Source organism: Streptomyces sp. NPDC107522, from assembly GCF_055657525.1.
Genome location: NZ_JBVKAU010000008.1, coordinates 55,527 through 78,486, shown reverse-complemented (window position 1 = coordinate 78,486; position 22,960 = coordinate 55,527). Strand labels below are relative to the sequence as shown.

17 protein-coding genes are annotated in these 22,960 nt (G+C 70.5%); 13 read left to right on the top strand and 4 right to left on the bottom strand.

Going from position 1 to position 22,960, the window contains the following annotated elements:
* Positions 1 to 126 precede the first annotated feature (126 nt).
* The 3 genes from ACZ7L6_RS25575 to ACZ7L6_RS25565 form a co-directional block, all read right to left on the bottom strand.
* Positions 127 to 1,038, bottom strand: coding sequence for a carbohydrate kinase family protein (locus ACZ7L6_RS25575; protein WP_471927650.1), 912 nt, complete (start codon positions 1,036 to 1,038; stop codon positions 127 to 129).
* A complete protein-coding gene (locus tag ACZ7L6_RS25570) occupies positions 1,035 to 2,243 on the bottom strand; it encodes a LacI family DNA-binding transcriptional regulator (protein WP_471927648.1) in 1,209 nt (402 codons plus the stop codon). Before ACZ7L6_RS25570 ends, ACZ7L6_RS25575 begins: the two co-directional genes overlap by 4 nt.
* Positions 2,244 to 2,470: 227 nt before the next feature.
* Complete coding sequence (locus tag ACZ7L6_RS25565; RefSeq protein WP_471927646.1) at positions 2,471 to 3,427, bottom strand: hypothetical protein; 957 nt, start codon at positions 3,425 to 3,427, stop codon at positions 2,471 to 2,473.
* Between the two features lie 282 nt (positions 3,428 to 3,709).
* On the opposite strand from ACZ7L6_RS25565, the gene ACZ7L6_RS25560 reads away from it, so the two are divergent.
* The 13 genes from ACZ7L6_RS25560 (at position 3,710) to pgi (ending at position 20,256) form a co-directional block, all read left to right on the top strand.
* Positions 3,710 to 4,420: a hypothetical protein gene (locus ACZ7L6_RS25560; protein ID WP_471927644.1), complete on the top strand. Its 711-nt coding sequence runs from the start codon at positions 3,710 to 3,712 to the stop codon at positions 4,418 to 4,420.
* 197 nt (positions 4,421 to 4,617) lie between these two features.
* Positions 4,618 to 6,708, top strand: a complete 2,091-nt coding sequence (gene uvrC / locus ACZ7L6_RS25555) for an excinuclease ABC subunit UvrC (protein ID WP_471927642.1) — start codon at positions 4,618 to 4,620, stop codon at positions 6,706 to 6,708.
* Positions 6,705 to 7,664 (top strand): RNase adapter RapZ, encoded by a 960-nt coding sequence (gene rapZ / locus ACZ7L6_RS25550; RefSeq protein ID WP_471927640.1) that lies wholly within the window; start codon positions 6,705 to 6,707, stop codon positions 7,662 to 7,664. The genes uvrC and rapZ overlap by 4 nt, the downstream gene beginning before the upstream one ends.
* Positions 7,661 to 8,728 carry a gluconeogenesis factor YvcK family protein gene (locus tag ACZ7L6_RS25545; protein ID WP_471927638.1) on the top strand — a complete coding sequence of 356 codons (1,068 nt, stop codon included), beginning with the start codon at positions 7,661 to 7,663 and terminating at the stop codon, positions 8,726 to 8,728. Before rapZ ends, ACZ7L6_RS25545 begins: the two co-directional genes overlap by 4 nt.
* Positions 8,719 to 9,708 (top strand): DNA-binding protein WhiA, encoded by a 990-nt coding sequence (gene whiA / locus ACZ7L6_RS25540; RefSeq protein WP_004002132.1) that lies wholly within the window; start codon positions 8,719 to 8,721, stop codon positions 9,706 to 9,708. Before ACZ7L6_RS25545 ends, whiA begins: the two co-directional genes overlap by 10 nt.
* A 201-nt stretch (positions 9,709 to 9,909) precedes the next feature.
* On the top strand, positions 9,910 to 12,864 hold the full coding sequence (locus ACZ7L6_RS25535) for a M14 family metallopeptidase (protein ID WP_471927636.1): 2,955 nt from the start codon (positions 9,910 to 9,912) through the stop codon (positions 12,862 to 12,864).
* Positions 12,865 to 13,094: 230 nt separating this feature from the next.
* Positions 13,095 to 14,102 (top strand): type I glyceraldehyde-3-phosphate dehydrogenase, encoded by a 1,008-nt coding sequence (gene gap, locus ACZ7L6_RS25530; protein ID WP_394726396.1) that lies wholly within the window; start codon positions 13,095 to 13,097, stop codon positions 14,100 to 14,102.
* A gap of 144 nt (positions 14,103 to 14,246) precedes the next feature.
* Entirely contained in the window at positions 14,247 to 15,458 is a 1,212-nt protein-coding gene (locus ACZ7L6_RS25525) for a phosphoglycerate kinase (RefSeq protein ID WP_471927634.1), read from the top strand.
* Positions 15,459 to 15,464: 6 nt separating this feature from the next.
* On the top strand, positions 15,465 to 16,241 hold the full coding sequence (gene tpiA, locus ACZ7L6_RS25520) for a triose-phosphate isomerase (RefSeq protein ID WP_471927632.1): 777 nt from the start codon (positions 15,465 to 15,467) through the stop codon (positions 16,239 to 16,241).
* A 124-nt stretch (positions 16,242 to 16,365) separates the two neighbouring features.
* Positions 16,366 to 16,596: a preprotein translocase subunit SecG gene (secG, locus tag ACZ7L6_RS25515; RefSeq protein ID WP_062713769.1), complete on the top strand. Its 231-nt coding sequence runs from the start codon at positions 16,366 to 16,368 to the stop codon at positions 16,594 to 16,596.
* A 201-nt stretch (positions 16,597 to 16,797) separates the two neighbouring features.
* Positions 16,798 to 17,133, top strand: a complete 336-nt coding sequence (locus ACZ7L6_RS25510; protein ID WP_003957010.1) for an RNA polymerase-binding protein RbpA — start codon at positions 16,798 to 16,800, stop codon at positions 17,131 to 17,133.
* Between the two features lie 146 nt (positions 17,134 to 17,279).
* On the top strand, positions 17,280 to 18,548 hold the full coding sequence (locus ACZ7L6_RS25505) for an MFS transporter (RefSeq protein WP_471927630.1): 1,269 nt from the start codon (positions 17,280 to 17,282) through the stop codon (positions 18,546 to 18,548).
* A gap of 52 nt (positions 18,549 to 18,600) precedes the next feature.
* Entirely contained in the window at positions 18,601 to 20,256 is a 1,656-nt protein-coding gene (pgi, locus tag ACZ7L6_RS25500; protein ID WP_471927628.1) for a glucose-6-phosphate isomerase, read from the top strand.
* Positions 20,257 to 20,394: 138 nt separating this feature from the next.
* Here pgi and ACZ7L6_RS25495 read toward each other — a convergent pair whose 3' ends face one another.
* The gene (locus ACZ7L6_RS25495; protein ID WP_471927626.1) at positions 20,395 to 22,926 is read right to left on the bottom strand and encodes an ABC transporter permease; all 2,532 of its coding nucleotides are present in this window, start codon (positions 22,924 to 22,926) and stop codon (positions 20,395 to 20,397) included.
* Between the last annotated feature and the right edge of the window lie 34 nt (positions 22,927 to 22,960).

Below are 22,960 nucleotides of genomic sequence, written 5' to 3'. Positions count from 1 at the left end.
TCCTGAAAAGTGCGGCGCCCCGCGGGAACTCCCCGCGGGGCGCCGCACGTTCCCTCATCAGCCGCCCAATACCTGCGGCTGCGACGGACCTTGACTCCTCAACAGCGGAATGGAACGGAACGCCTCCTAGAAGTCCCCCAGTTCGGAGGCGTACGGCGGTTCGGCCCCCGCCCGGGAACAGGTGATCGCGGCAGCCCGCGCCGCGAACCGCAGCAGCCGTGTCCAGCCGTCGGAGCCCAGTCCCACGAGCCCCTCGGCGGACAGGGCGTCCTGGGTGGCGAGGCCGTGCAACAGGGCCGCGTTCACGGTGTCGCCCGCACCGATCGTGTCCACGACGTCGACCACTTCGCCCGGCACGGCGTGCACCGCGCCGTCCCGCGTGAAGGCGGTCAGCCCGTCACCGCCCTGAGTGATCACGACGGCCGCAGGTCCCGCGGCCAGCCACTCGCGCGGAGTGCCGCCCAGCCACAGCGCGTCCTCCTCGGAGAGCTTCAGCAGCGACACCGAGGGCAGCCAGCTCTTGAACCGCGCCCGGTAGCCGTCCGGGTCGGGGATCAGGCCGGTCCGGATGTTCGGGTCGAGCGCGGTGAACACCCCTTGCGCGGCCGCGCTCCGCATCAACTCCTCATAGGCGCTCGCCCCCGGTTCCAGGACGAGCGAGCAGGTACCGAAGGACACCGCGCGCGCCTGCGCGGGCAGCTCCTGGGGTGCCTGGAAGAGCCGGTCGGCGGTGCCTTCGACATAGAAGGAGTAGGCGGCCGAGCCGTTCGTGTCGATGGTCGCGACGGCGAGGGTGGTCGGTTCCATGCCGCGCTGCACGGCCGATACATCGACCCCGGCCTCACGCAGCCCGCCGAGCAGGGCCTCTCCGAAGGCGTCGTAGGACGTGCGGGAGTAGAAGGCGGTGGGCGAGCCGAGCCGGCCGAGGGCCACCGCGGTGTTGTAGGGGCCGCCGCCGAGCGCCGGCTTCAGACCCGCAAGGGCGCCCGGGCCCTGCGGTACCAGGTCGATCAGAGCCTCACCGGCGACGACGATCACGAGACGGTTCCTTTCACGGACGACAGGGGCTGATCGGGACTGTCGGACGGCGGGGGCTTTGCGGTGCCCTCGGGCTTCTCGGACCCTGCGGGCATCTCCGGGCTCGTGGGTATCGCCGGCCGCGCGAGTATCCGGGGTGTCTCGGCGTTCTCGGATCGCCCCGATGGCGATCGCCCAGGCCGCCGCGGCTGTTCCGCGCAGCCGCACGACGTGCGGTGCACGAAGGTGCAGGGGAGGCGCACCGTCCGGGCGGGCCGGTCCGGCGAGGCAAGGCGGTCCAGCAGCACACGGACCGCCTCAGCGCCGATGTCTCTGCTGGGCTGGGCTATCGCGGTGAGCCGGGGCGAGAACAGATCGGCCCAGGGGAAGTCGTCGAAGCAGCACAGTGCGATGTCGTCGGGCACGGACATGCCGCGGTCACGCAGGGCGCGCAGGGCACCGATCGTCATCGCGTTGTTGGCGGTGACAAGCGCGGTGGGCGGTGCGGCGAGGGCCAGCAGGCCGGCGGTGGCCTGTTCGGCTCCGGCCGACTCGGAGTCGCCGTGCACGACGAGGTGTTGGTCGTAGGCGAGCCCGGCGGCCGCCAGGCCGTCCCGGTACCCGGTGAGCCGTTCGCTGGTGGTGCTGAGCCCGGGCAGGCCGGCGACCAGGGCGATCCGCCGGTGGCCGAGGCCGGCGAGATGCGTGACCAACCGGGCCACGGGTTCGGCGCTGTCGGCGCAGACCTGGTCGAAGAAGGGTGAGCCGTCCGCAGAGGTGTCGACCACGCGGTCGAGGAGGACGGTCGGCACATGGTGGCGCCCGAGGTAGGCGACCAGATCCCGGGGGTCGGCGGAGGGGGCGACGATCATGCCGTCCACCCGGCGTTCGTGCAGCAGCTGGACGACCTTGCGTTCATGCACCGGATCGTCGTGCGGGTCGGCGATGAGCAGGCTGTAGCCGTGTTCCAGGGTCGCGGCCTCGACGGCCTGGAGGATCTCCGTGAAGTACGGGTTGCTGATCGCCGACACCGCGAGCCCTATGGACCGGGTTCGGGAGGTCACCAGGGAACGGGCGAGGGTGTTGGGCGTGTAGCCGAGCTCGTCCATGGCGTCTCGCACCGCCTGGCGGGTGTGGGGCAGCACCGGCCGGGTGCCGTTCAGCACATGGGAGACGGTGGCCACGGACACGCCGGCGCGGCGCGCGACGTCGGCCATGGTCGCCATGAGATCCCCTCCCTGTTCCCTCAGTGCCGTGTCGTTCCCTCTGTGCCGACGTCCCTCCCCGGGGCGCGGCGGTTCTTCTGGCCGGGAACGTATCCCATTCCGAGCCGGACGTAAACGCTTGCGCAATCGTTTACGTCCTCTCGCTGCCTGTCCCGGGGGACGTCAGCCGTACTTGGATCAGAAGGTGGCGGTCCGCCGGGCCGAGGCCAGGATGGAGCGAGGGCGCCTCACTCCCACTCCCACCCGATGCCCACGATCCCCGTCCGCACCCGTGGCTCGACAAGGTGGACGGAGTGGTGCAGTCCGCTGAGGGCCAGCCCTTGGCGGCCGCTGCGGGGCGCTGCCGCCGAGTGCTGGGCGAAGCGGTGGCAGCGGACGGGGAGGGAGTTCTCGGCGAAACGGACCTGGAGGGCGTACTGGCCGCCCGCAAGAGGAAAGCCGCGGGCGTATTCACGGGACACGTCGGCCGTGCCGTCCTCGACGCCGTAACGGAAGAGGTAGGTGTCGCCGGCCCGCAGACGCCTGTCGAAGAGCATCTCGGCCACGAGGACACCGGTGTCGTGGTGCCACCGGACCCGTCCCGTGCGGCAGTTCTCCAGGGCCCGGACCGTCATGCGCTCCGGTACGCACCCCGGGTCGCCGTGATGCACGGCGACGAAGCGGTCCACGCCGTCCTTGTGGGCGCGCACGATGTGGTGGGACTCGCGTCCCGCCAGCTCACGGCGTGCGCCGATCCGTACCCGCTCGTGGTGGGCGAGGGTGTGCACGCCGCCGTCGACGGGCCAGTCCAGTTCGGCCAGCAGCTGTTCCAGGACGCCCGAGGCCTCCACCAGGGAGCGGTAGGAGCGTGCCGCGGGCCGCTGAAGGGCCGAGTGGTCGTCGGCCTCGGCGAGCAGCCGGATCAGGGACTCCTCCGGCAGCTGGAGTATCTCCTCCAGCGCCCGTACCGCACGCAGTGACTCGGGGCGCTGCGGTCGGCGCGCCCCCTGCTGCCAGTAGCTGAGGCTGGTGACGCCCACCTTCACGCCGCGACGCGACAGATGGTGCTGCACGCGCTGCAGCGGCAGTCCCCGGGCGGCTATCGCGGCACGCAGGGCGACGTGGAAGGGGCCGCCTCGCAGGGCCGTGTCCAGTTCCGCGGTGGCGACGGCAGGGACGTCCGCGTGCTGTGTGGCGTGCGGCATGCAGGGGCCTTTCTGTGGTTGTTCACAACGGCTGGTCGGACCGTTCGCGCGGCTCGTCGGGGCCACCCCGTGGGACGGCAGGGGCCTTCACATCCGTACGCCGTCGTTCACGGCCCCGAGTTCCCCCGCATTGAAGCGTGTTGACAAAGTCCCGACAACACCTGATGTCCAACAGCGGCGCACGGCTGGCCGAGTCCCGATGCCTTCACACGCGCGGCTGCCTCAAGTCGTGGGGAGATGCCCCGAATCCGGATACGCCTGCGGGCATGGCAGGGTGTGGTCGTGCATTCGACGGATGATCAGCCACGGCCCCTGGCGACGTGCTGGCTGTACTGGATCGCGGTACCGACCGGTGACCAGGCCGGGGTCATGACGACGCTGGGGCTCAGCCGGCCGAGGCCGGTGACCTTCGCGGAGGCCGAGGTGATCATCGACGAGGACGGCCACGGAGGGGCGGACGACAATCCCGACGGTCTGGCTCGGGTGTACGTGAGCCCGGAGGTCGACGGCTGGACGCTGGTCATCGGCCCGTGGTGCGATCCGTGCGACAGCGCGCGCAGCGACGAGGTGCTGCGCCTGTGCGTGGAGCTGAGCGCACGATACGGCCGGGCACAGGCGTACTACTACGGCATGCAGGGCGATGGTTCGGCCTGGCTCGTCGCCGAGCGGGGCACGGTGCTGCGACGTTACAGCGAGACGGGGGAGGGCGAGGACGCCCTGCTCACCCTCGGCGAACCGCTGCCCTTCGAAAGGGCCCGGCGCAAGGAGCTGGGACTGTCACCGACCTGGGACGAGGCGAAGGAGAGCGAGGACGACCAGGACGAGTGGAAGTGGGCTGCCTTCGATCTCGCTCCCGAGATCGCCGCCGCTCTGGGCGTCAGTCCGCTCACGCTGACGGCCGACAGCCGGGTGCGTGGCACCGGGGTTCTCGCGATCACGAACGCCGCTGTGGCGGACCGCGCGGCCGACGGCGGTCCACGGGAGCCACGCTGAGGTCCTGAGCCGGGCTGTCCGGGCCCCGCCACGCGGTGCCGCGACATGTCACCGTGGTGTCCGGCACCGAGACCAGGAGCCCGGGACGACCACCCCGTGTGCCGGCCGTTTCTCCCGTCGGCGGCGCCCGCCGAGCGCACAGCGAGGTTGTCCACAGCCTCGCCGGACTGTCACCCCTCGCCAGTAGGGTGTGAGACATGGCCGACCCCTCCAGCTACCGCCCCAAGCCGGGACAGATCCCGGACTCTCCCGGGGTGTACAGGTTCCGCGACGAGCACCGCCGGGTGATCTACGTCGGAAAGGCGAAGAGCCTGCGCCAGCGCCTGGCGAACTACTTCCAGGACCTGGCGGGACTCCACCCGCGCACCCGCACGATGGTCACCACGGCCGCGTCCGTGGAGTGGACCGTGGTGTCCACCGAGGTCGAGGCCTTGCAGCTGGAGTACTCCTGGATCAAGGAGTACGACCCCCGGTTCAACGTCAAGTACCGCGACGACAAGAGCTACCCGTACCTCGCGGTGACGATGAACGAGGAGTACCCGCGCGTGCAGGTGATGCGCGGTCACAAGAAGAAGGGCGTCCGGTATTTCGGGCCGTACGCGCACGCGTGGGCGATCCGCGACACCGTCGACCTCCTCCTGCGCGTCTTCCCCGTGCGTACCTGCTCGGCCGGTGTCTTCAAGAACGCCCGCCGCACCGGCCGCCCCTGCCTGCTCGGCTACATCGGCAAGTGCTCCGCCCCCTGCGTGGACCGCGTCTCCGCCGAGGAACACCGTGAACTGGCCGACGAGTTCTGCGACTTCATGACCGGCCGTACGGCCACCTACATCCGCCGCCTCGAGAAGCAGATGATGGAGGCGGCCGAGGAGATGGAGTACGAGCGGGCCGCCCGCCTGCGCGACGACATCGAGGCACTGAAGAAGGCCATGGAGAAGAACGCGGTCGTGCTCGCCGACGCGACCGACGCCGACCTCATCGCCGTCGCCGAGGACGAGCTGGAAGCGGCCGTGCAGATCTTCCACGTCCGCGGCGGCCGGGTGCGCGGCCAGCGCGGCTGGGTCACCGACAAGGTCGAGGAGATCACCACCGGCGCCCTCGTCGAGCACGCCCTCCAGCAGCTCTACGGCGAGGAGACCGGGGACGCCGTTCCCAAGGAGGTCCTCGTCCCGGCCCTGCCCGAGCCGGTGGAGCCCGTGCAGGAGTGGCTCACCGGGCGACGCGGCTCGAACGTGTCGCTGCGCATCCCGCAGCGCGGCGACAAGCGCGCCCTCATGGAGACCGTCGAGCGCAACGCCAAGCAGGCTCTCGCCCTGCACAAGACCAAGCGCGCCTCCGACCTGACCACGCGCTCGCGCGCGCTGGAGGAGATCGCCGACGCCCTCGACCTGGACAGCGCCCCCCTCAGGATCGAGTGCTACGACATCTCGCACCTTCAGGGCGACGACGTGGTGGCCTCCATGGTCGTCTTCGAGGACGGCCTGCAGCGCAAGAGCGAGTACCGCCGCTTCCAGATCAAGGGCTTCGAGGGTCAGGACGACGTCCGCTCCATGCACGAGGTGATCACCCGGCGCTTCAAGCGCTACCTCGCCGAGAAGGAGAAGACGGGGGAGTGGGCCGAAGGCGAGAACACCCTTGCGGCCTCCGACGCGGAGAGCACCCTCACCTCGTCCGACGAGCCCCTCGCCAACGGCCTCAAGGACGACGACGGCCGCCCCAAGCGCTTCGCGTACCCGCCGCAGCTCGTCGTCGTCGACGGTGGGCAGCCCCAGGTCGCGGCCGCCAAGAGGGCCCTTGACGAGCTCGGGATCGACGACGTGGCCGTGTGCGGCCTCGCCAAGCGACTGGAGGAGGTCTGGCTGCCGGAGGACGACGATCCGGTGGTCCTGCCCCGCACCAGTGAGGGCCTGTATCTGCTGCAGCGCGTCCGCGACGAGGCCCACCGTTTCGCGATCACCTATCAGCGCACGAAGCGGGCCAAACGTTTCCGGGCGAGCCCGCTGGACGACGTGCCGGGGCTCGGAGATGCGCGTAAGCAGGCACTGCTGAAACATTTCGGTTCGTTGAAGAAACTTCGATCCGCCACCATCGACCAGATCTGTGAGGTGCCCGGCATAGGCCGAAAGACGGCCGAGACGATCGCCGTGGCACTTGCCCAGGCGGCACCGGCCGCACCCGCCGTGAACACGGCGACTGGAGAGATCATGGAGGAGGAACCCGCCACCATGGGTTCCGGCGGGGAACCCGTACGGACGGGCGCCCCGGACGAGCGACGGGGGCAGGAGACATGAATGTGAACAAGCACGACGGGCAACTAGGCCAAAACGGAGACGGAGCACAGGTGAGTACCGGCACGAACGGCGATGCGGCCGGAGTTCCCGAGGCGGCCATCCCGGAGCTGGTGATCATCTCCGGCATGTCCGGGGCGGGCCGCTCGACGGCGGCCAAGTGCCTGGAGGACCTCGGCTGGTTCGTCGTCGACAACCTCCCGCCCGCGCTGATCCCCACCATGGTGGAGCTCGGCGCCCGCTCCCAGGGCAACGTCGCCCGGATCGCGGTGGTCGTCGACGTCCGGGGCCGGCGCTTCTTCGACAACCTCCGCGAGTCCCTCTCCGACCTCGACACGCGGGGCGTGACGCGCCGGATCGTCTTCCTGGAGTCCTCCGACGACGCCCTGGTGCGCCGCTTCGAGTCGGTGCGCCGCCCGCACCCCCTCCAGGGTGACGGCCGTATCGTCGACGGCATCGCCGCCGAGCGCGAGCTGCTGCGTGAGCTGCGCGGCGACGCCGACCTGGTGATCGACACCTCCAGCCTCAATGTGCACGAGCTGCGGGCCAAGATGGACGCCCAGTTCGCCGGAGAGGAGGAGCCCGAGCTGCGGGCCACCGTCATGTCCTTCGGCTTCAAGTACGGCCTCCCGGTCGACGCCGACCTGGTCGTGGACATGCGCTTCCTGCCCAACCCGCACTGGGTCCCGGAGCTGCGCCCCTACACCGGCCTGAACGAGGAGGTCGCGGCGTACGTCTTCAACCAGCCCGGCGCGAAGGAGTTCATCGACCGCTACTCCGAGCTGCTCCAGCTGATCGCGGCCGGGTACCGTCGCGAGGGCAAGCGGTACGTGACGATCGCGGTCGGCTGCACCGGCGGCAAGCACCGCTCGGTCGCCACATCGGAGAAGCTCGCAGCGCGCCTTGCCGCCCAGGGCGTGGAGACGGTGGTCGTGCACCGGGACATGGGACGCGAATGACGGGACGTACTCCCCGGCTGAGCAGGCTGCGCCGAGCGGTGCCCGAGTCGCGCGCCGGCCGGCCCGCCGAGGCCCGCGGTGCCAGGCCGCGGCGCCGGGGCACCCAGCCCAAGGTCGTCGCCCTCGGCGGCGGCATGGGCCTGTCCGCCTCACTCGCCGCGCTGCGCCGGATCACCGGCGACCTCACCGCCGTCGTCACCGTGGCCGACGACGGCGGCTCCAGCGGGCGCCTGCGCGACGAACTGGGCGTGCTGCCGCCCGGCGACCTGCGCAAGGCGCTGGCCGCGCTGTGCGGGGACGACGACTGGGGTCAGACCTGGGCCCGCGTCATCCAGCACCGGTTCCACTCCAAGGGCGACCTGCACGACCACGCGGTCGGCAATCTGCTGATCGTCGCCCTGTGGGAACAGCTCGGCGACCACGTCCAGGCCCTCGACCTGGTCGGCAGGCTGCTCGGCGCCCAAGGGCGCGTGCTGCCCATGTCCGCCGTGCCGCTGGAGCTGCAGGCCCTGGTCAAGGGGCACGACCCGGACCGGCCCGAGGACGTCGACACCGTGCGCGGCCAGGCCACCGTCGCCCTCACCCCCGGTGAGGTGCAGTCGGTGCACCTCGTCCCGCACGACCCGCCCGCCGTTCCGGAGGCCGTCGCCGCCGTCCGGGACGCGGACTGGGTGGTGCTCGGCCCGGGCTCGTGGTTCTCCTCGGTCATCCCGCACCTGCTGGTGCCGGAACTCCTCGACGCCTTGATCGAGACGAAGGCGCGCCGGGTACTCTCGCTGAACCTCGCCCCGCAGCCGGGAGAAACCGAAGGCTTCTCACCGCAGCGTCATTTGGAGGTTTTGGGACGACACGCCCCTAAACTCGCCCTGGACGTGGTGCTGGCCGACGAGGCCGCCGTGCCGGACCGGGATGTGCTCACCGAGGCCGCCAAGCGGCTCGGTGCCGCGGTCGAGCTGGCCCCGGTGGCCCGGAGGGACGGGACGCCCCGGCACGACCCGGAGCTGCTGGCCGCCGCGTACGACCGTATTTTTCGGATGCATGGAAGGATCGGCCCATGGCGATGACGGCAGCGGTGAAGGATGAGATCTCCCGGCTCCCCGTCACCCGGACCTGCTGCAGGAAGGCGGAGGTCTCCGCCATTCTGCGGTTCGCCGGCGGCCTCCACCTGGTCAGCGGACGCATCGTGATCGAGGCGGAGCTGGACACCGCGATGGCGGCCCGCCGGCTCAAGCGGGACATCCTGGAGATCTTCGGCCACAGCTCCGAACTGATCGTGATGGCGCCGGGCGGGCTGCGCCGCGGCTCGCGCTACGTCGTGCGCGTGGTCGCGGGCGGTGACCAGCTGGCCCGCCAGACCGGCCTGGTCGACGGGCGGGGCCGCCCGATCCGCGGCCTGCCCCCGCAGGTGGTCTCCGGGGCCACCTGCGACGCCGAGGCCGCCTGGCGCGGTGCCTTCCTCGCGCACGGTTCGCTCACCGAGCCCGGCCGCTCCTCCTCCCTGGAGGTGACCTGTCCGGGCCCCGAGGCGGCGCTCGCCCTGGTCGGCGCCGCCCGCCGGCTGTCGATCGCCGCCAAGGCCCGCGAGGTGCGCGGCGTGGACCGCGTGGTCGTCCGGGACGGCGACGCGATCGGCGCCCTGCTGACCCGGCTCGGCGCGCACGAGTCGGTGCTGGCCTGGGAGGAGCGCCGGATGCGCCGCGAGGTGCGCGCCACGGCGAACCGCCTGGCCAACTTCGATGACGCCAACCTGCGCCGCTCCGCGCGCGCGGCAGTCGCGGCGGGCGCCCGGGTCCAGCGTGCGCTGGAGATCCTCGGTGAGGAGGTCCCCGAGCACCTCGCCGCCGCCGGACGCCTGCGCATGGAGCACAAGCAGGCCTCGCTGGAGGAGTTGGGCGCGCTCGCCGACCCGCCGCTGACCAAGGACGCCGTCGCCGGCCGTATCCGCCGGCTGCTGGCCATGGCCGACAAGCGGGCCCAGGACCTCGGCATCCCGGGCACGGAGGCCAACCTCACCGAGGAGCTGGCGGACAACCTCGCAGGCTGACGAGCCGTACAGCACGGTCGTAGCGCAAGACGACACGGTCGTACCGCACGACCCAAAACGCCGGTGCCGACGCCCACTTGGGCCGTCGGCACCGGCGTTTCCACGTCATTGATGCACCTTGACGCACCCTTGACTCGATCATGGACTGTCATGAGCCTGGCATGTGTTCGCTGCTGTGGCGGACCACTGCTAGGGGGGTTCATGAGACATAGAGCGAGATCGATCCTCGCTGTCGGCGCGCTCCTGATAGGCGGAGCGAGCATCGCACCCATCGCCCAGGCGCAACAAGGAAGTTCACAGGACACCGACCCGAACGAGGTCAAGGTCTTCCGCGCCGAGGTCACCAAGAAGCAGATACCCCTGCTGCTCGCGGCCGGCCAGGACGGACACGAACTCAGTGAGCAGGCGCCCGAGAAGGGCACGGCCACCGTCGAGGTCTACCTCACCGACGACCAGGCCAAGAAGCTCGAGAAGCAGGGCGTCGAGCTCACCGAGCACGATCTCTCGGCCAAGGCCGAGGCCCGCACCGAGAAGGCCGCGGCGGGCGTGTACCGCCCGTACAGCGGAAGCGGGGGCCTGAAGGAGGAGATCGTCCGGACCGGACAGGAGAACCCCGGCCTCACGAAGGTCGTCTCCATCGGCAAGACGGTGGGCGGCCAGGACATCCTGGCGCTCAAGCTCACCAAGAACGCCAAGAAGACGAAGGACGGCACCAAGCCCTCCGTCCTCTACCTCTCCAACCAGCACGCGCGTGAGTGGATCACGCCGGAGATGACCCGGCGTCTGATGCACTACTACCTGGACAACTACAAGACGGACAAGCGGGTCAAGAAGATCGTCGACTCGACCGAGCTGTGGTTCGTCCTCTCGGCCAACCCCGACGGCTACGACCACACCTTCAAGGACTCCACCACCCGCCTGTGGCGCAAGAACCTGCGGGACATCAACGGCGACGGCGCCATCAGCACCGGCGACGGGGTCGATCTCAACCGCAACTTCCCCTACAAGTGGGGCTACGACGACGAGGGTTCGTCCCCCAACCCCACCAGCGAGACCTACCGCGGCGCGTCCCCGGCCTCCGAGCCCGAGACCAAGGCGCTGGACGCCTTCGAGCGCCGTATCGGCTTCGACTACGGCATCAACTACCACTCCGCGGCCGAACTCATCCTCTACGGCGTCGGCTGGCAGGTCGCCACGAACACCCCGGACGACGTCCTCTACAAGGCGCTCGCCGGCACGCCGGACAACCCCGCGGTCCCCGGCTACCACCCGCAGGTCTCCTCGGAGCTGTACACCACCAACGGCGAGGCCGACGGCCACGCCTCGAACGTCAACGGCATCGCGATGTTCACGCCCGAGATGTCGACCTGCCAGACGGCGTCGAACATCGACCCGAACGACCAGTGGAACGCGCGGGACTGCCAGTCGGTCTTCAACTTCCCGGACGACGAGAAGCTGATCCAGCAGGAGTTCGCCAAGAACATCCCGTTCGCACTCTCCGTCGCTCAGAGCGCCGCGCATCCCGACCAGCCGTCGTCCTCGGTGGGCCTGAAGGCCGCCGACTTCACCCCGGCGCCGTTCACCACGTCGTACTCCCGGGGCGCGGACCAGGAGGTCTCCGTCGTCGTACGCAAGTCCGTCCGCGACAAGGAGCTCAAGTACCGCGTCAACGGCGGCCGTACGAAGGACACGAGGCTCAAGCCCTGGAAGGGCGGCGAGACATACGGCGGTGAGGACAACCTCTACTTCGACGAGTACCGGGCGAAGGTCGCCGACGGCGACCCGGGCGACAAGGTCGAGGTGTGGTTCACCGGGGAGACCAGGAGCGGGAAGAAGGTCTCCAGCGAGCACTTCGCGTACACGGTGGCCGAGCGGCCGCGTGCGGACGTCCTCGTGGTCGCCGAGGAAGGCGCCACCGCCACGCACGCGCAGAAGTACGTCGACGCGCTCAGGGCCAACGGCCGCAAGGCGGTCGTCTGGGACGTCGCCACGCAGGGCGCGCCCGACGCCCTCGGTGTGCTGAGCCACTTCGACACCGTCGTCCACTACACCGGCGCGAACGTCCCCGGCAACGCCACCCAGCTCCAGCTGCGAGCCTTCCTCAACGAGGGCGGCAAGCTGATGGAGGCGGGCGAACAGGCCGGCGGCGCCGTCGACCTCGGCGGCGGCACCCTGTCGAACGACTTCAGCCAGTACTACCTGGGCGCCTACTCCCGTACGTCGACCACGGGGGCCACCGGCTTCACCGGCTCCGGCAGGCTCGGCGGCTTCACCGGAGCGCTCGGCGACGCCACCGGCAACCCGCTCGACAAGGCCGGGAGCTACAGCGTCACCTCGGACCAGCTCCCCGCCGACAAGTACCCGCAGTTCGCCAGCGCGGGCGCGGGCCAGTTCGCCGGGACCGTCAACCCGTACGGGCCCTACGCCGGCTCCTACATGGCGGCCGCCGTGCACACCGACGACGCCTACAAGCGGCTCACCAGGACCGTCGATCTCACCGGTGTGACCGCGGCGCAGCAGCCCACACTGCGCACCCAACTGCTGTGGGACGTCGAGCCCGGCTACGACAACGTCCTGATCGAGGCCCACACCACCGGGGCCGAGGACTGGACGACGCTCCCCGAGAAGGGCGGCGCCAGCAGCAACGCCGCGCCGGCGGAATGCGAGGCAGGGTTCTACATGGCCGAGCACCCCTGGCTCAGGCACTACCTGACGCAGTCGGCCGCCGGCTGCACCGCCTCCGGCACCAGCGGCCAGTGGAACGCCCTCACCGGGGCCTCCGCGGGCTGGAAGCAGGTCGAGTTCGACCTGAGCGCGTACGCCGGCAAGTCGGTCGAGGTCTCGATCAGCTATGTCTCCGACCCGAGCTTCGGCGGACGCGGCGTCCTCGCCGACCAGGCCTCGCTCGTCATCGGCGGCACGGCGACCGGGACCGAGGGCTTCGAGTCGTCGCTCGGTGCCTGGAAGGTGACCGGACCGCCCGCGGGCAGCCCGGCCGCACTCAAGGACTGGACGCGCACCGGAGCGCTGTTCCAGACCTATGGAGCGGTCACCACGGACGACACCGTGCTGCTGGGCTTCGGCCTGGAGCACGTCTCCGCGGCGGCCGACCGCAAGGCGCTCATCGGAAAGGCCCTCGACTCACTTGACGAGTGACACGCCGAGGTCAACAGTGCGCGACGCACAAGTGACCAAATCGAGTGATCCGGGCTTCCGGGCGAGGCGGTCCGTACCCCTACTGACGGGTACGGACCGCCGTGCCGTGTATGAGGCATCTGGATGTCACCACGGCGGCCTCAGAGAGGTAGGGTCGTAGGCGGTCGGGGACATCCCAAATAGAGCTCGCCGGCACCGCATGGCCGGCGTACCAACGAGGAGATCGGTTCGTGACGATCCGCGTAGGCATCAACGGCTTCGGTCGTATCGGTCGCAACTACTTCCGCGCGCTGCTGGAGCAGGGTGCTGACATCGAGATCGTGGCTGTCAACGACCTGGGTGACACTGCGACCACCGCTCACCTGCTGAAGTACGACACGATTCTGGGCCGCCTCAAGCAGGAGGTCACCCACACCGCCGACACGATCACTGTCGACGGCCACACCATCAAGGTCCTGTCCGAGCGCAACCCCGCCGACATCCCGTGGGGCGAGCTGGGCGTCGACATCGTCATCGAGTCGACCGGCATCTTCACGAAGAAGGCCGACGCCGAGAAGCACATCGCCGGCGGCGCCAAGAAGGTCCTCATCTCGGCTCCGGCCTCCGGCGAGGACATCACCATCGTGATGGGCGTCAACAACGACAAGTACGACCCGGCGAACCACCACGTCATCTCCAACGCCTCCTGCACCACCAACTGTGTGGCGCCGATGGCGAAGGTCCTCGACGAGAACTTCGGCATCGTCAAGGGTCTGATGACGACGGTGCACGCGTACACGAACGACCAGCGCATCCTGGACTTCCCGCACAAGGACCTGCGCCGCGCGCGTGCCGCCGCCGAGAACATCATCCCGACCACCACGGGTGCCGCCAAGGCCACCGCGCTGGTCCTCCCGCAGCTCAAGGGCAAGCTGGACGGCATCGCGATGCGCGTCCCGGTCCCGACCGGCTCGGTCACCGACCTCGTCCTGGAGCTCGGCCGCGAGGTCACCAAGGAAGAGATCAACGCCGCCTTCCAGAAGGCCGCCGAGGGCGAGCTGAAGGGCATCCTCGAGTACACCGAGGACCCGATCGTCTCCTCCGACATCGTCAACGCCCCGGCGTCCTGCACCTTCGACTCCTCCCTGACCATGGTCCAGGAGGGCAAGAACGTGAAGGTCATCGGCTGGTACGACAACGAGTGGGGCTACTCCAACCGCCTCGTCGACCTGACGGTCTTCGTCGGCAACCAGCTCTGATATCCAGAGCAGGCACATTGATGTGAGTGCAGGGCTCGGGCGGCGCAGGGACGCGCCGTCCGAGCCCTGACTCACGTGCAGATCAGACCTGTTGGATCACGAGCGTTTCCGAGCGATCACGAGCCCTTCTCAGGAGTCCCCTTCATGAAGACGATCGACGAACTTCTCTCCGAAGGCGTCGCCGGCAAGCGGGTCTTCGTCCGCGCCGACCTGAACGTGCCGCTGGACGGCACCACCATCACCGACGACGGCCGTATCCGCGCCGTGCTGCCCACCGTCAAGGCCCTCGCCGAGGCGGGCGCCCGCGTGGTCGTCGCCTCGCACCTGGGCCGCCCCAAGGGCGCTCCGGACCCGGCCTTCTCCCTCGCTCCCGCCGCCGCCCGCCTCGGTGAACTCCTCGGCGCCGACGTCGCGTTCGCGACCGACACGGTCGGCGAGTCCGCGCAGGCCACGGTCGCCGGTCTCACCGACGGCCAGGTCGCGGTCGTCGAGAACCTCCGCTTCAACGCCGGTGAGACGTCCAAGGACGACGCCGAGCGCGGCGCCTTCGCCGACCAGCTGGCCGCCCTCGCCGACGTGTACGTCGGTGACGGCTTCGGCGCGGTCCACCGTAAGCACGCCTCGGTCTACGACCTTCCGGCCCGCCTCCCGCACTACGCCGGCCACCTCATCGCCACCGAGGTCGGCGTCCTGAAGAAGCTCACCGAGGACGTCCAGCGGCCGTACGTCGTCGCGCTCGGCGGTGCCAAGGTCTCCGACAAGCTCGCCGTCATCGACCAGCTGCTCGGCAAGGCCGACCGTCTCCTCATCGGCGGCGGCATGGCCTACACCTTCCTCAAGGCCAAGGGCTACGAGGTCGGTATCTCCCTCCTCCAGGAGGACCAGGTCCCGGCCGTGCAGGAGTACATCGAGCGCGCGGAGAAGACCGGCGTCGAGCTGGTCCTGCCGGTCGACGTCCTGGTCTCCACCGAGTTCCCGGACCTGAAGACCAAGGCCCCGGCCAACCCCACGACCGTCGCCGCGGACGCCATCCCCGCCGACCAGGAGGGCCTGGACATCGGTCCTCAGACCCGCAAGCTGTACGCCTCGAAGCTCGCCGACGCCGCCACCGTCTTCTGGAACGGTCCCATGGGCGTCTTCGAGCACCCCGACTACGCCGAGGGCACCAAGGCGGTCGCCCAGGCCCTCGTCGACTCCAAGGGCTTCACCGTGGTCGGCGGCGGCGACTCCGCCGCGGCCGTGCGCACCCTGGGCTTCGACGAGAACGCATTCGGCCACATCTCGACCGGCGGCGGCGCCTCCCTCGAATACCTCGAGGGCAAGACGCTCCCCGGCCTCGCCGCACTGGAGGACTGACCCTTTATGAGCACGCGCACGCCGCTGATGGCGGGCAACTGGAAGATGAACCTCAACCACCTCGAGGCCATCGCCCACGTCCAGAAGCTCGCCTTCGCCCTCGCGGACAAGGACTACGACGCCGTCGAGGTCGCCGTCCTGCCGCCCTTCACCGACCTGCGCTCCGTGCAGACCCTGGTCGACGGCGACAAGCTGAAGATCAAGTACGGCGCACAGGACATCTCGGCGCACGACTCCGGCGCCTACACCGGCGAGATCTCCGGCCCGATGCTGGCCAAGCTGAAGTGCACGTACGTGGCGATCGGCCACTCCGAGCGCCGCCAGTACCACGCCGAGACCGACGAGATCGTCAACGCCAAGGTCAAGGCCGCCTACAAGCACGGCCTCACCCCGATCATGTGCGTCGGCGAGGAGCTGGAGGTCCGCGAGGCCGGCAACGCCGTCCCGCACACGCTCGCCCAGGTCGAAGGCGGTCTGAAGGACCTGCCCGCCGAGCAGGCCGAGTCCATCGTGATCGCCTACGAGCCCGTCTGGGCCATCGGCACCGGCAAGGTCTGCGGCGCCGAGGACGCCCAGGAGGTCTGCGCCGCCATCCGCGGCAAGCTCGCCGAGCTGTACTCGCAGGAGCTGGCCGACAAGGTCCGCATCCAGTACGGCGGCTCCGTGAAGTCCGGCAACGTCGCCGAGATCATGGCGCAGGCCGACATCGACGGCGCCCTGGTCGGCGGTGCCTCGCTGGACGCCGACGAGTTCGTCAAGATCGTGCGGTTCCGCGACCAGTGAGTATGCGGTAACGGCGATTCGTCGTACCCTTGCGGGGCCGAAGCTGTTCTTTGGAGCGTGAAGCTTCAAGCAAGCTTCGGCCCCGTCGTTATCCGAATCCGAGGAAGTTGGTCCAGCCGTGGTTCTGGGGTTCTCCATCGCCCTGATCGTCTTCAGCCTGCTGATGATGCTGCTGGTGCTGATGCACAAGGGGAAGGGCGGCGGCCTCTCCGACATGTTCGGTGGCGGTATGCAGTCGTCCGTCGGCGGCTCGTCGGTCGCCGAGCGCAACCTCGACCGGATCACCATCGTGGTCGGTCTGCTGTGGTTCGCGTGCATTGTCGTGCTCGGCATCCTGATGAAGGTGAACAACTGACCGGCACGCACATTCCGTACGTAAGGCCCCATGTTCGGTACGCGCAGCTGAGCGCGGCCTATCATGGGGCTTGCGTCTAGGTGTGGGGGATCTGTAACTCCAATCACTGGACGCGCGTTGGGCCTTACGTAGACTGAGGCGCTCGCAGCGAAGCGAAACGCCGACTCGCTTCGCGGCACCATCACGCAGGGAGTTACGACCGTGGCAAGTGGCAACGCGATCCGAGGAAGCCGGGTCGGGGCGGGGCCGATGGGCGAGGCCGAGCGCGGCGAGTCCGCGCCGCGGCTGCGCATCTCCTTCTGGTGCTCCAACGGGCACGAGACGCAGCCGAGCTTCGCCAGCGACGCGCAGGTACCCGACACCTGGGACTGCCCGCGCTGCGGCTTTCCCGCAGGACAGGACCGGGACAACCCGCCGGACCCGCCGCGCACCGAGCCCTACAAGACGCACCTCGCGTATGTACGGGAACGGCGCAGCGACGCCGACGGCGAGGCGATCCTCGCCGAGGCGCTCGCCAAACTGCGGGGCGAGATCTAGAAGTTGAGGACCGGCCGGGCATCCGAGGGTGCCGGGCCGGACCCGTTTGACCCACCGGCGCCGAGCCGCTCGCGGACCGATTGTCAGTGGTGCCCTCTACGGTTTGTTCATCGATGGTGTGCGTCGATGGACCGGGAGGGGGCGTTGTGGCGACGGCTGAAGCGGCGGGCGTGCGTGCGCCCGCGTGGCGCGGGGGGTTCGGACGGCTGTGGAGTGCCGCCGTGCTCTCCAGCTTCGGTGACTCCCTGCGTACGGCTGCCCTGCCGCTCCTCGCCGTGACGCTGACGGACCGGCCGCTGCTGATCGCCGCCGTCACCGCCTGCGGCTATCTGCCGTGGATCCTCTTCGGGTTGCTCGGCGGCGCTGTCGCCGACCGGGTGGACCAGCGGTGCGCGATGTGGATGGTCGACGCGTTACGAGGTCTGCTGGTCGGCGCGTTCGCGGTGGCCGTGGCGCTCGGGCACGCCTCGATCGGCCTGCTCATCGCGCTGGCCTTCAGCCTGACCGCGCTCCAGACGCTCTTCGACAACGCCTCCACGGCCCTGCTCCCCGCCCTGGTGGACCGAGAGGCCCTCGGCAGTGCGAACGCCCGCCTCATGACCGGTCAGCGCATCGCCGGTGGGCTGGTGGGCGGGCCGGTCGTGCCGGTGCTGCTGGCAGGGGGAGCCGCCGTTCCCTTCGCGGCCGACGCCGGCACGTTCCTGGTGGCGGCCTTGCTGGTGGCCTCGCTGCGGATCGAGGCACCCGAGCGGAAGCCGGCCCCGGCCGGCAGCACCCTGCGCAGGGAGATCGCGGAAGGACTGCGCACGCTGTGGCACGACCGGGCCCTGCGAGGTCTGTGCGTCGCCACCGCGCTGTGCAACATCGGCATGGGCGCTCAGCTCGCCACGCTGGTCGTCCTGGTGACGGGATGGCTGGACGCCGGTGCGGCGGGGTATGCGGCGGCGGGTGCCGCGTTCACCATCGGCGGCCTGGCCGGGGGAGTGGTGAACGGACGGATCGTGAGACGTCTGGGCCGGATGCGGGCAGTGCTGCTCGCCGGCACCGTGCAGACCGTGGCCCTCGTCGTCATGGGCACCGTGCGCAGTCTGGCCGTGCTGGTGGCCGCCCTGGTCGTCTTCGGACTGCTGGGCATGGTGTGGAACGTCAACACGACGACGCTCATGCAGCAGCGCAGCCCCGCCGAGTTGCTGGGCCGGGTGGCCTCGGCGTTCCGCACCCTGGCCTTCGCCGGGGTGCCGCTCGGCGCCCTGCTGGGCGGGGCCGTCGCCTCCGCCTGGGGGCTCAACACCCCGCCGCTGCTCACGGCCGCCTTCTTCGTGCCGGCCGTCACCGCGTTGATACCGGGGCGCAAGCCGGACGTACCTGTTGTTGCGCCGGACGACGACGCCACGACGGCTCACGCGCCGCGCTGATCAATTAGGTTGGACCAGCTGGGACAGGCACGAAAGAAGGCTGAAGTCGGACATGAACGCAGACGGCCGTACCAGGCTGAACCGGACGCCCGAGTGGACTGCGCTGGCCAAGCACCGCGAGGAGCTGGGCGAGGTGCAGCTGCGGGAGCTGTTCGCCGCCGACCCGGGCCGCGGTGCGGGGTACACGCTGCAGGTCGGCGACCTGCACATCGACTACTCCAAGCACCTCGTCACCGACGAGACGCTGCGGCTGCTGCGCGAGCTGGCCGCCGCCACGGACGTGTTCGGGTTGCGGGACGCCATGTTCCGCGGCGAGAAGATCAACACCACCGAGAACCGCGCCGTGCTGCACACCGCGCTGCGCGCGCCGCGCGACGCGGTGATCGAGGTCGACGGGGAGAACGTCGTCCCGGGTGTGCACGCCGTCCTCGACCGGATGGCCGACTTCGCCGACCGGGTCCGCTCCGGCGCCTGGACCGGCCACACCGGCAAGCGCATCAGGAACGTCGTCAACGTCGGCATCGGCGGCTCCGACCTGGGCCCGGCGATGGCGTACGAGGTGCTGCGCAGCTTCACCGATCGCGACCTCACCGTCCGTTTCGTATCGAACGTCGACGGTGCCGACCTGCACGAGGCCACCCGCGACCTGGACGCGGCCGAGACGCTGTTCATCATCGCGTCCAAGACGTTCACGACGATCGAGACGATCACCAACGCCACCTCGGCGCGCAACTGGCTGCTGGGCGAGCTGAAGGCGGGTCAGGAGGCCGTCGCCAAGCACTTCGTCGCCCTGTCGACGAATGCGGAGAAGGTCGCCGACTTCGGTATCGACACGGCGAACATGTTCGAGTTCTGGGACTGGGTCGGCGGGCGGTACTCGTACGACTCGGCCATCGGTCTCTCGCTCATGATCGCCATCGGCCCGGACCGCTTCCGGGAGATGCTCGACGGCTTCCGGCTCGTAGACGAGCACTTCCGCACCGCGCCCGCCGAGGCCAACGTGCCGCTGCTCCTTGGTCTGTTGGGCATCTGGTACGGCAACTTCCACGACGCCCAGTCGCACGCCGTGCTGCCGTACAGCCACTACCTGTCGAAGTTCACGGCGTATCTGCAGCAGCTGGACATGGAGTCCAACGGCAAGTACGTCGGCCGGGACGGGCAGGAGGTCGACTGGCAGACCGGTCCGGTGGTGTGGGGCACACCGGGCACCAACGGGCAGCACGCCTACTACCAGTTGATCCATCAGGGCACCAAGCTGATCCCGGCGGACTTCATCGGGTTCGCCGAGCCGGTCGCCGAGATGCGCGACGAACTCAAGGCGCAGCACGACCTGTTGATGGCGAACTTCTTCGCGCAGACGCAGGCGCTGGCGTTCGGCAAGACGCCGGACGAGGTGCGCGCGGAGGGGGTGCCTCAGGAGCTGGTGACCCACAAGACGTTCAAGGGCAACCACCCGACGACCACGATCCTCGCGCGTGAGCTGACGCCGTCGGTGCTCGGGCAGCTGGTCGCGCTGTACGAGCACAAGGTGTTCGTGCAGGGTGCGGTGTGGAACATCGACTCCTTCGACCAGTGGGGCGTCGAGCTCGGCAAGGTCCTCGCCAAGCGGGTCGAGCCCGCGCTGACCGAGGGCGCGGACGTGCCGGGGCTGGACGCGTCGACGAAGGCGCTCGTCGCCAAGTACCGGGAGCTGCGCGGGCGGCAGTGACGGGGCCCTCCGGGGGTTGGGCGGGGCGCCTATTAGCTCGGTTCCTTCTGTTTGATGGTGGCTGCGGGCGTATGTGGTTGGTCGCGCAGTTCCCCGCGCCCCTGGAAGGGTGCAGCGGCGCAGCCGCTGCACCCTTCCTCAGGCGACCGCGCTCAGTGTGTCCGCGAGGCGGCGGCGGGCCGCGCGGTGGGCGGGTACGGCGGCGAGCGCGGCCGCTCCCGTGACCGCCGCCGCGCCGAACAGCAGCAGGAGTGCGGCGGACGGACCCTGGGCGATTCCGGCGCCGATGCCGCTCGATCTGCCCTGTTCGTCGATCAGCCAGTGCGCGAGGGGCGTGCCCAGGGCCGTGCCGATGACGACCGCGGCCAGGGCGGTGCAGGCGGTGGACGTGACGGTGATCGCGGTGATCTGCCGTGGGGACAGGCCGATGGCCTTGAGGGCCAGCAGGTCTCGCTCGCCCTCGCGGACGGTGCCGCCGATCGCGGTCAGCAGTTCGATGAGCCCGATGAGGGCCAGGACGGCGATCAGGCCCACGACCACGCCACGCAGGGGCGAGAGCCCCTCGGAGGGGTTGGGTACGGCGTGGACGTCCAGGTGTCCGCGCCCGGTGTCGGCCAGGCGGCCGGCGACCTCGTGCGGGTCCGCGCCCGGGCGGAGCCGGAGCTCGTAGAGGGTGGGGCCGAGGGCCGGGTCGTTCTCGCGGAGGGTGTCGAGGGAGGTGGAGATGACGCGGCCGGCGTTCTCCGGCTCGATGCTGCGGCCCACGATGTGCAGGATCTGCGGCTGATCGCCGACGGTCATCCGCACCCAGTCGCCGACCTGCACGTCCAGCAGGTCGAGCAGCCCCTGCCCGGCCACCGCCTCGTCGCGGCCCCGAGCGGGACGGCCCTCGGCGAGGGCGTACGGGTACGGCTCCGCGCGGGTGCCGAGGCCGCGCAGGGCGATCGTGGCCGTCTGGCCGGGGACCAGGGCGGCCACCTCGACGCCCGGGTAGGCGGCGGCGACCTGCGGATCGCGCTCCAGCAGCGTGCGGGCGTCCAGGTCGGCCAGGCCGGAGTCGGCACGGGCCGTGAGGGCGGTCGGCAGGCCGATCCGGTCCGGCCTGCTGTCGAAGCGGTCAATGGTGGTCCACGCGCTCATCGCGACCACGATCAGCAGCAGCGGCAGCGCGAGCCGGGCGACCGTGGCCGGCGACCGCAGACGGCGCGTGAACGCCCGGTGCCAGCCCAGCACCAGAGCCGGCGGCAGCCCCAGCCCGAGGGCACGACGGGACAGACCGGACAGCCGCCCGGCAGGTCGAGCCGCCGGTCGCAGTCCCAGAAGTCGCCGAACCGCGCTCGTCGGGCGTCCGCCGGTGGGAGCCGCCGCGGACTGTGAGGGGGCCCGGCCCGTCACGCCGGGCACGCCCTCGTCCATCGGCGCCGTCGCGGACCGCCGCTCGAGGGCCGCGTCTGTCACGCCGGGCACGCCCTCGCCCCGCGGAGCCCCCGCGGACCGCGACCCGAGAGCCCGGCCCGCCACACCGGACAGACCCCCGCCCATCGGCGCCGTGGGCCGCGGCACCGGTACCGGAGGCACCCGGCCCGCCCGCCACGCCGCGAGCCCCGTGGTCGCGCCGATGAACAGCACCGCGCCCACCGGCACCGCGAACAGCGCCACGGTGTGCCCGGGCAGCCCCTGCCACACCCCGACCGCGTCCCCGAGCCGACCGGGGATCCGGCTGCCCAGGGCCTGGATGAGGGACGCCGCGGCCACGGCGCCCAGCAGCGCGTAGGCCAGGTGCTGAAGCAGGAAGACGCGCACCACCTGACCCGGCGTGAAGCCGATCGCCTTCAGCACCGAGATGTCCCGCAGATGGCCGCGGATACGGGTGCCGATCGCCCCGTGCACGGCGAGTCCGGCGGCGATCAGCGCGCCCAGCCCGAACAGCCCCAGCACCTGCCCGAGCAGCCGGTTGTCGCCCTGCGCCTCGGCGCGCGCCTGCTTCCAGGTGGAGACCTCGCTGACCGCGCCGGCGCCCAGCACGGTCACGGCACGCTGGACGGCGTAGTCGGTGTCCTCGGGATCCGTCAGGCGCAGCCCGATCACCTGGCCGCCCGGGTTGCGTACGGCGGACGGCGGCGCCCAGACGAGTCCCGGCTGTTCGCCGGGCCGGTAGCGCGGCTCGGCGCTGTCGGCGATGCCGAGGACGGTCAGGGTCCGGCCGGTGCCGGGCAGGGTGAGGGTGTCGCCGGGGGCGGCCAGGAGGGCGCGGGCCAGGCGGCTCTCCAGGACGACGCCGTCGGGGTTCGCGGCGTCCAGCCAGTGGCCGGAGGTGAGGAGCGGGCGGTCGACGGAGGGGCGCTCGGGCGTGCCCCGCAGTTCGACGGAGGCGCGGGTGCCGCGGGAGGAGAGGGTCGTGGAGGCGGTGGGGTAGGGGCCCGCGACGGACTCGACGACGTCGTCGAGCTCGGTCAGCTTTCCGGTGTCGGCCGCCGAGCCGGTGTGCAGCCACACGTGCGCGCCGTGCGCCTGGGTGAAGACGCGCTGCCAGGGGTTGGTGGCGTAGCCGAAGAGCGCCGTGGCCAGCAGCAGCGACAGGACGATCCCGGCCGTGGCCAGCACGAGGAACAGGGCTTCGTCGCGGTGCGTGCGCAGATCGGAGTGCGCCCAGCGCAGGGTGGCTCGCATGGGCCTCACCCCCTGGGCCCGCATGCCCGACAGT

Bases quoted from the DNA above. Each gene is read 5' to 3' on its own strand.
- ACZ7L6_RS25525 (WP_471927634.1), top strand. From the start codon at position 14,247: ATGAAGACGATCGACGAACTTCTCTCCGAAGGCGTCGCCGGCAAGCGG.
- tpiA (WP_471927632.1), top strand. From the start codon at position 15,465: ATGAGCACGCGCACGCCGCTGATGGCGGGCAACTGGAAGATGAACCTC.
- ACZ7L6_RS25570 (WP_471927648.1), bottom strand. From the start codon at position 2,243: ATGGCGACCATGGCCGACGTCGCGCGCCGCGCCGGCGTGTCCGTGGCC.
- uvrC (WP_471927642.1), top strand. From the start codon at position 4,618: ATGGCCGACCCCTCCAGCTACCGCCCCAAGCCGGGACAGATCCCGGAC.
- whiA (WP_004002132.1), top strand. From the start codon at position 8,719: ATGGCGATGACGGCAGCGGTGAAGGATGAGATCTCCCGGCTCCCCGTC.
- ACZ7L6_RS25545 (WP_471927638.1), top strand. From the start codon at position 7,661: ATGACGGGACGTACTCCCCGGCTGAGCAGGCTGCGCCGAGCGGTGCCC.
- pgi (WP_471927628.1), top strand. From the start codon at position 18,601: ATGAACGCAGACGGCCGTACCAGGCTGAACCGGACGCCCGAGTGGACT.
- ACZ7L6_RS25495 (WP_471927626.1), bottom strand. From the start codon at position 22,926: ATGCGAGCCACCCTGCGCTGGGCGCACTCCGATCTGCGCACGCACCGC.
- rapZ (WP_471927640.1), top strand. From the start codon at position 6,705: ATGAATGTGAACAAGCACGACGGGCAACTAGGCCAAAACGGAGACGGA.
- ACZ7L6_RS25535 (WP_471927636.1), top strand. From the start codon at position 9,910: ATGAGACATAGAGCGAGATCGATCCTCGCTGTCGGCGCGCTCCTGATA.
- ACZ7L6_RS25565 (WP_471927646.1), bottom strand. From the start codon at position 3,427: ATGCCGCACGCCACACAGCACGCGGACGTCCCTGCCGTCGCCACCGCG.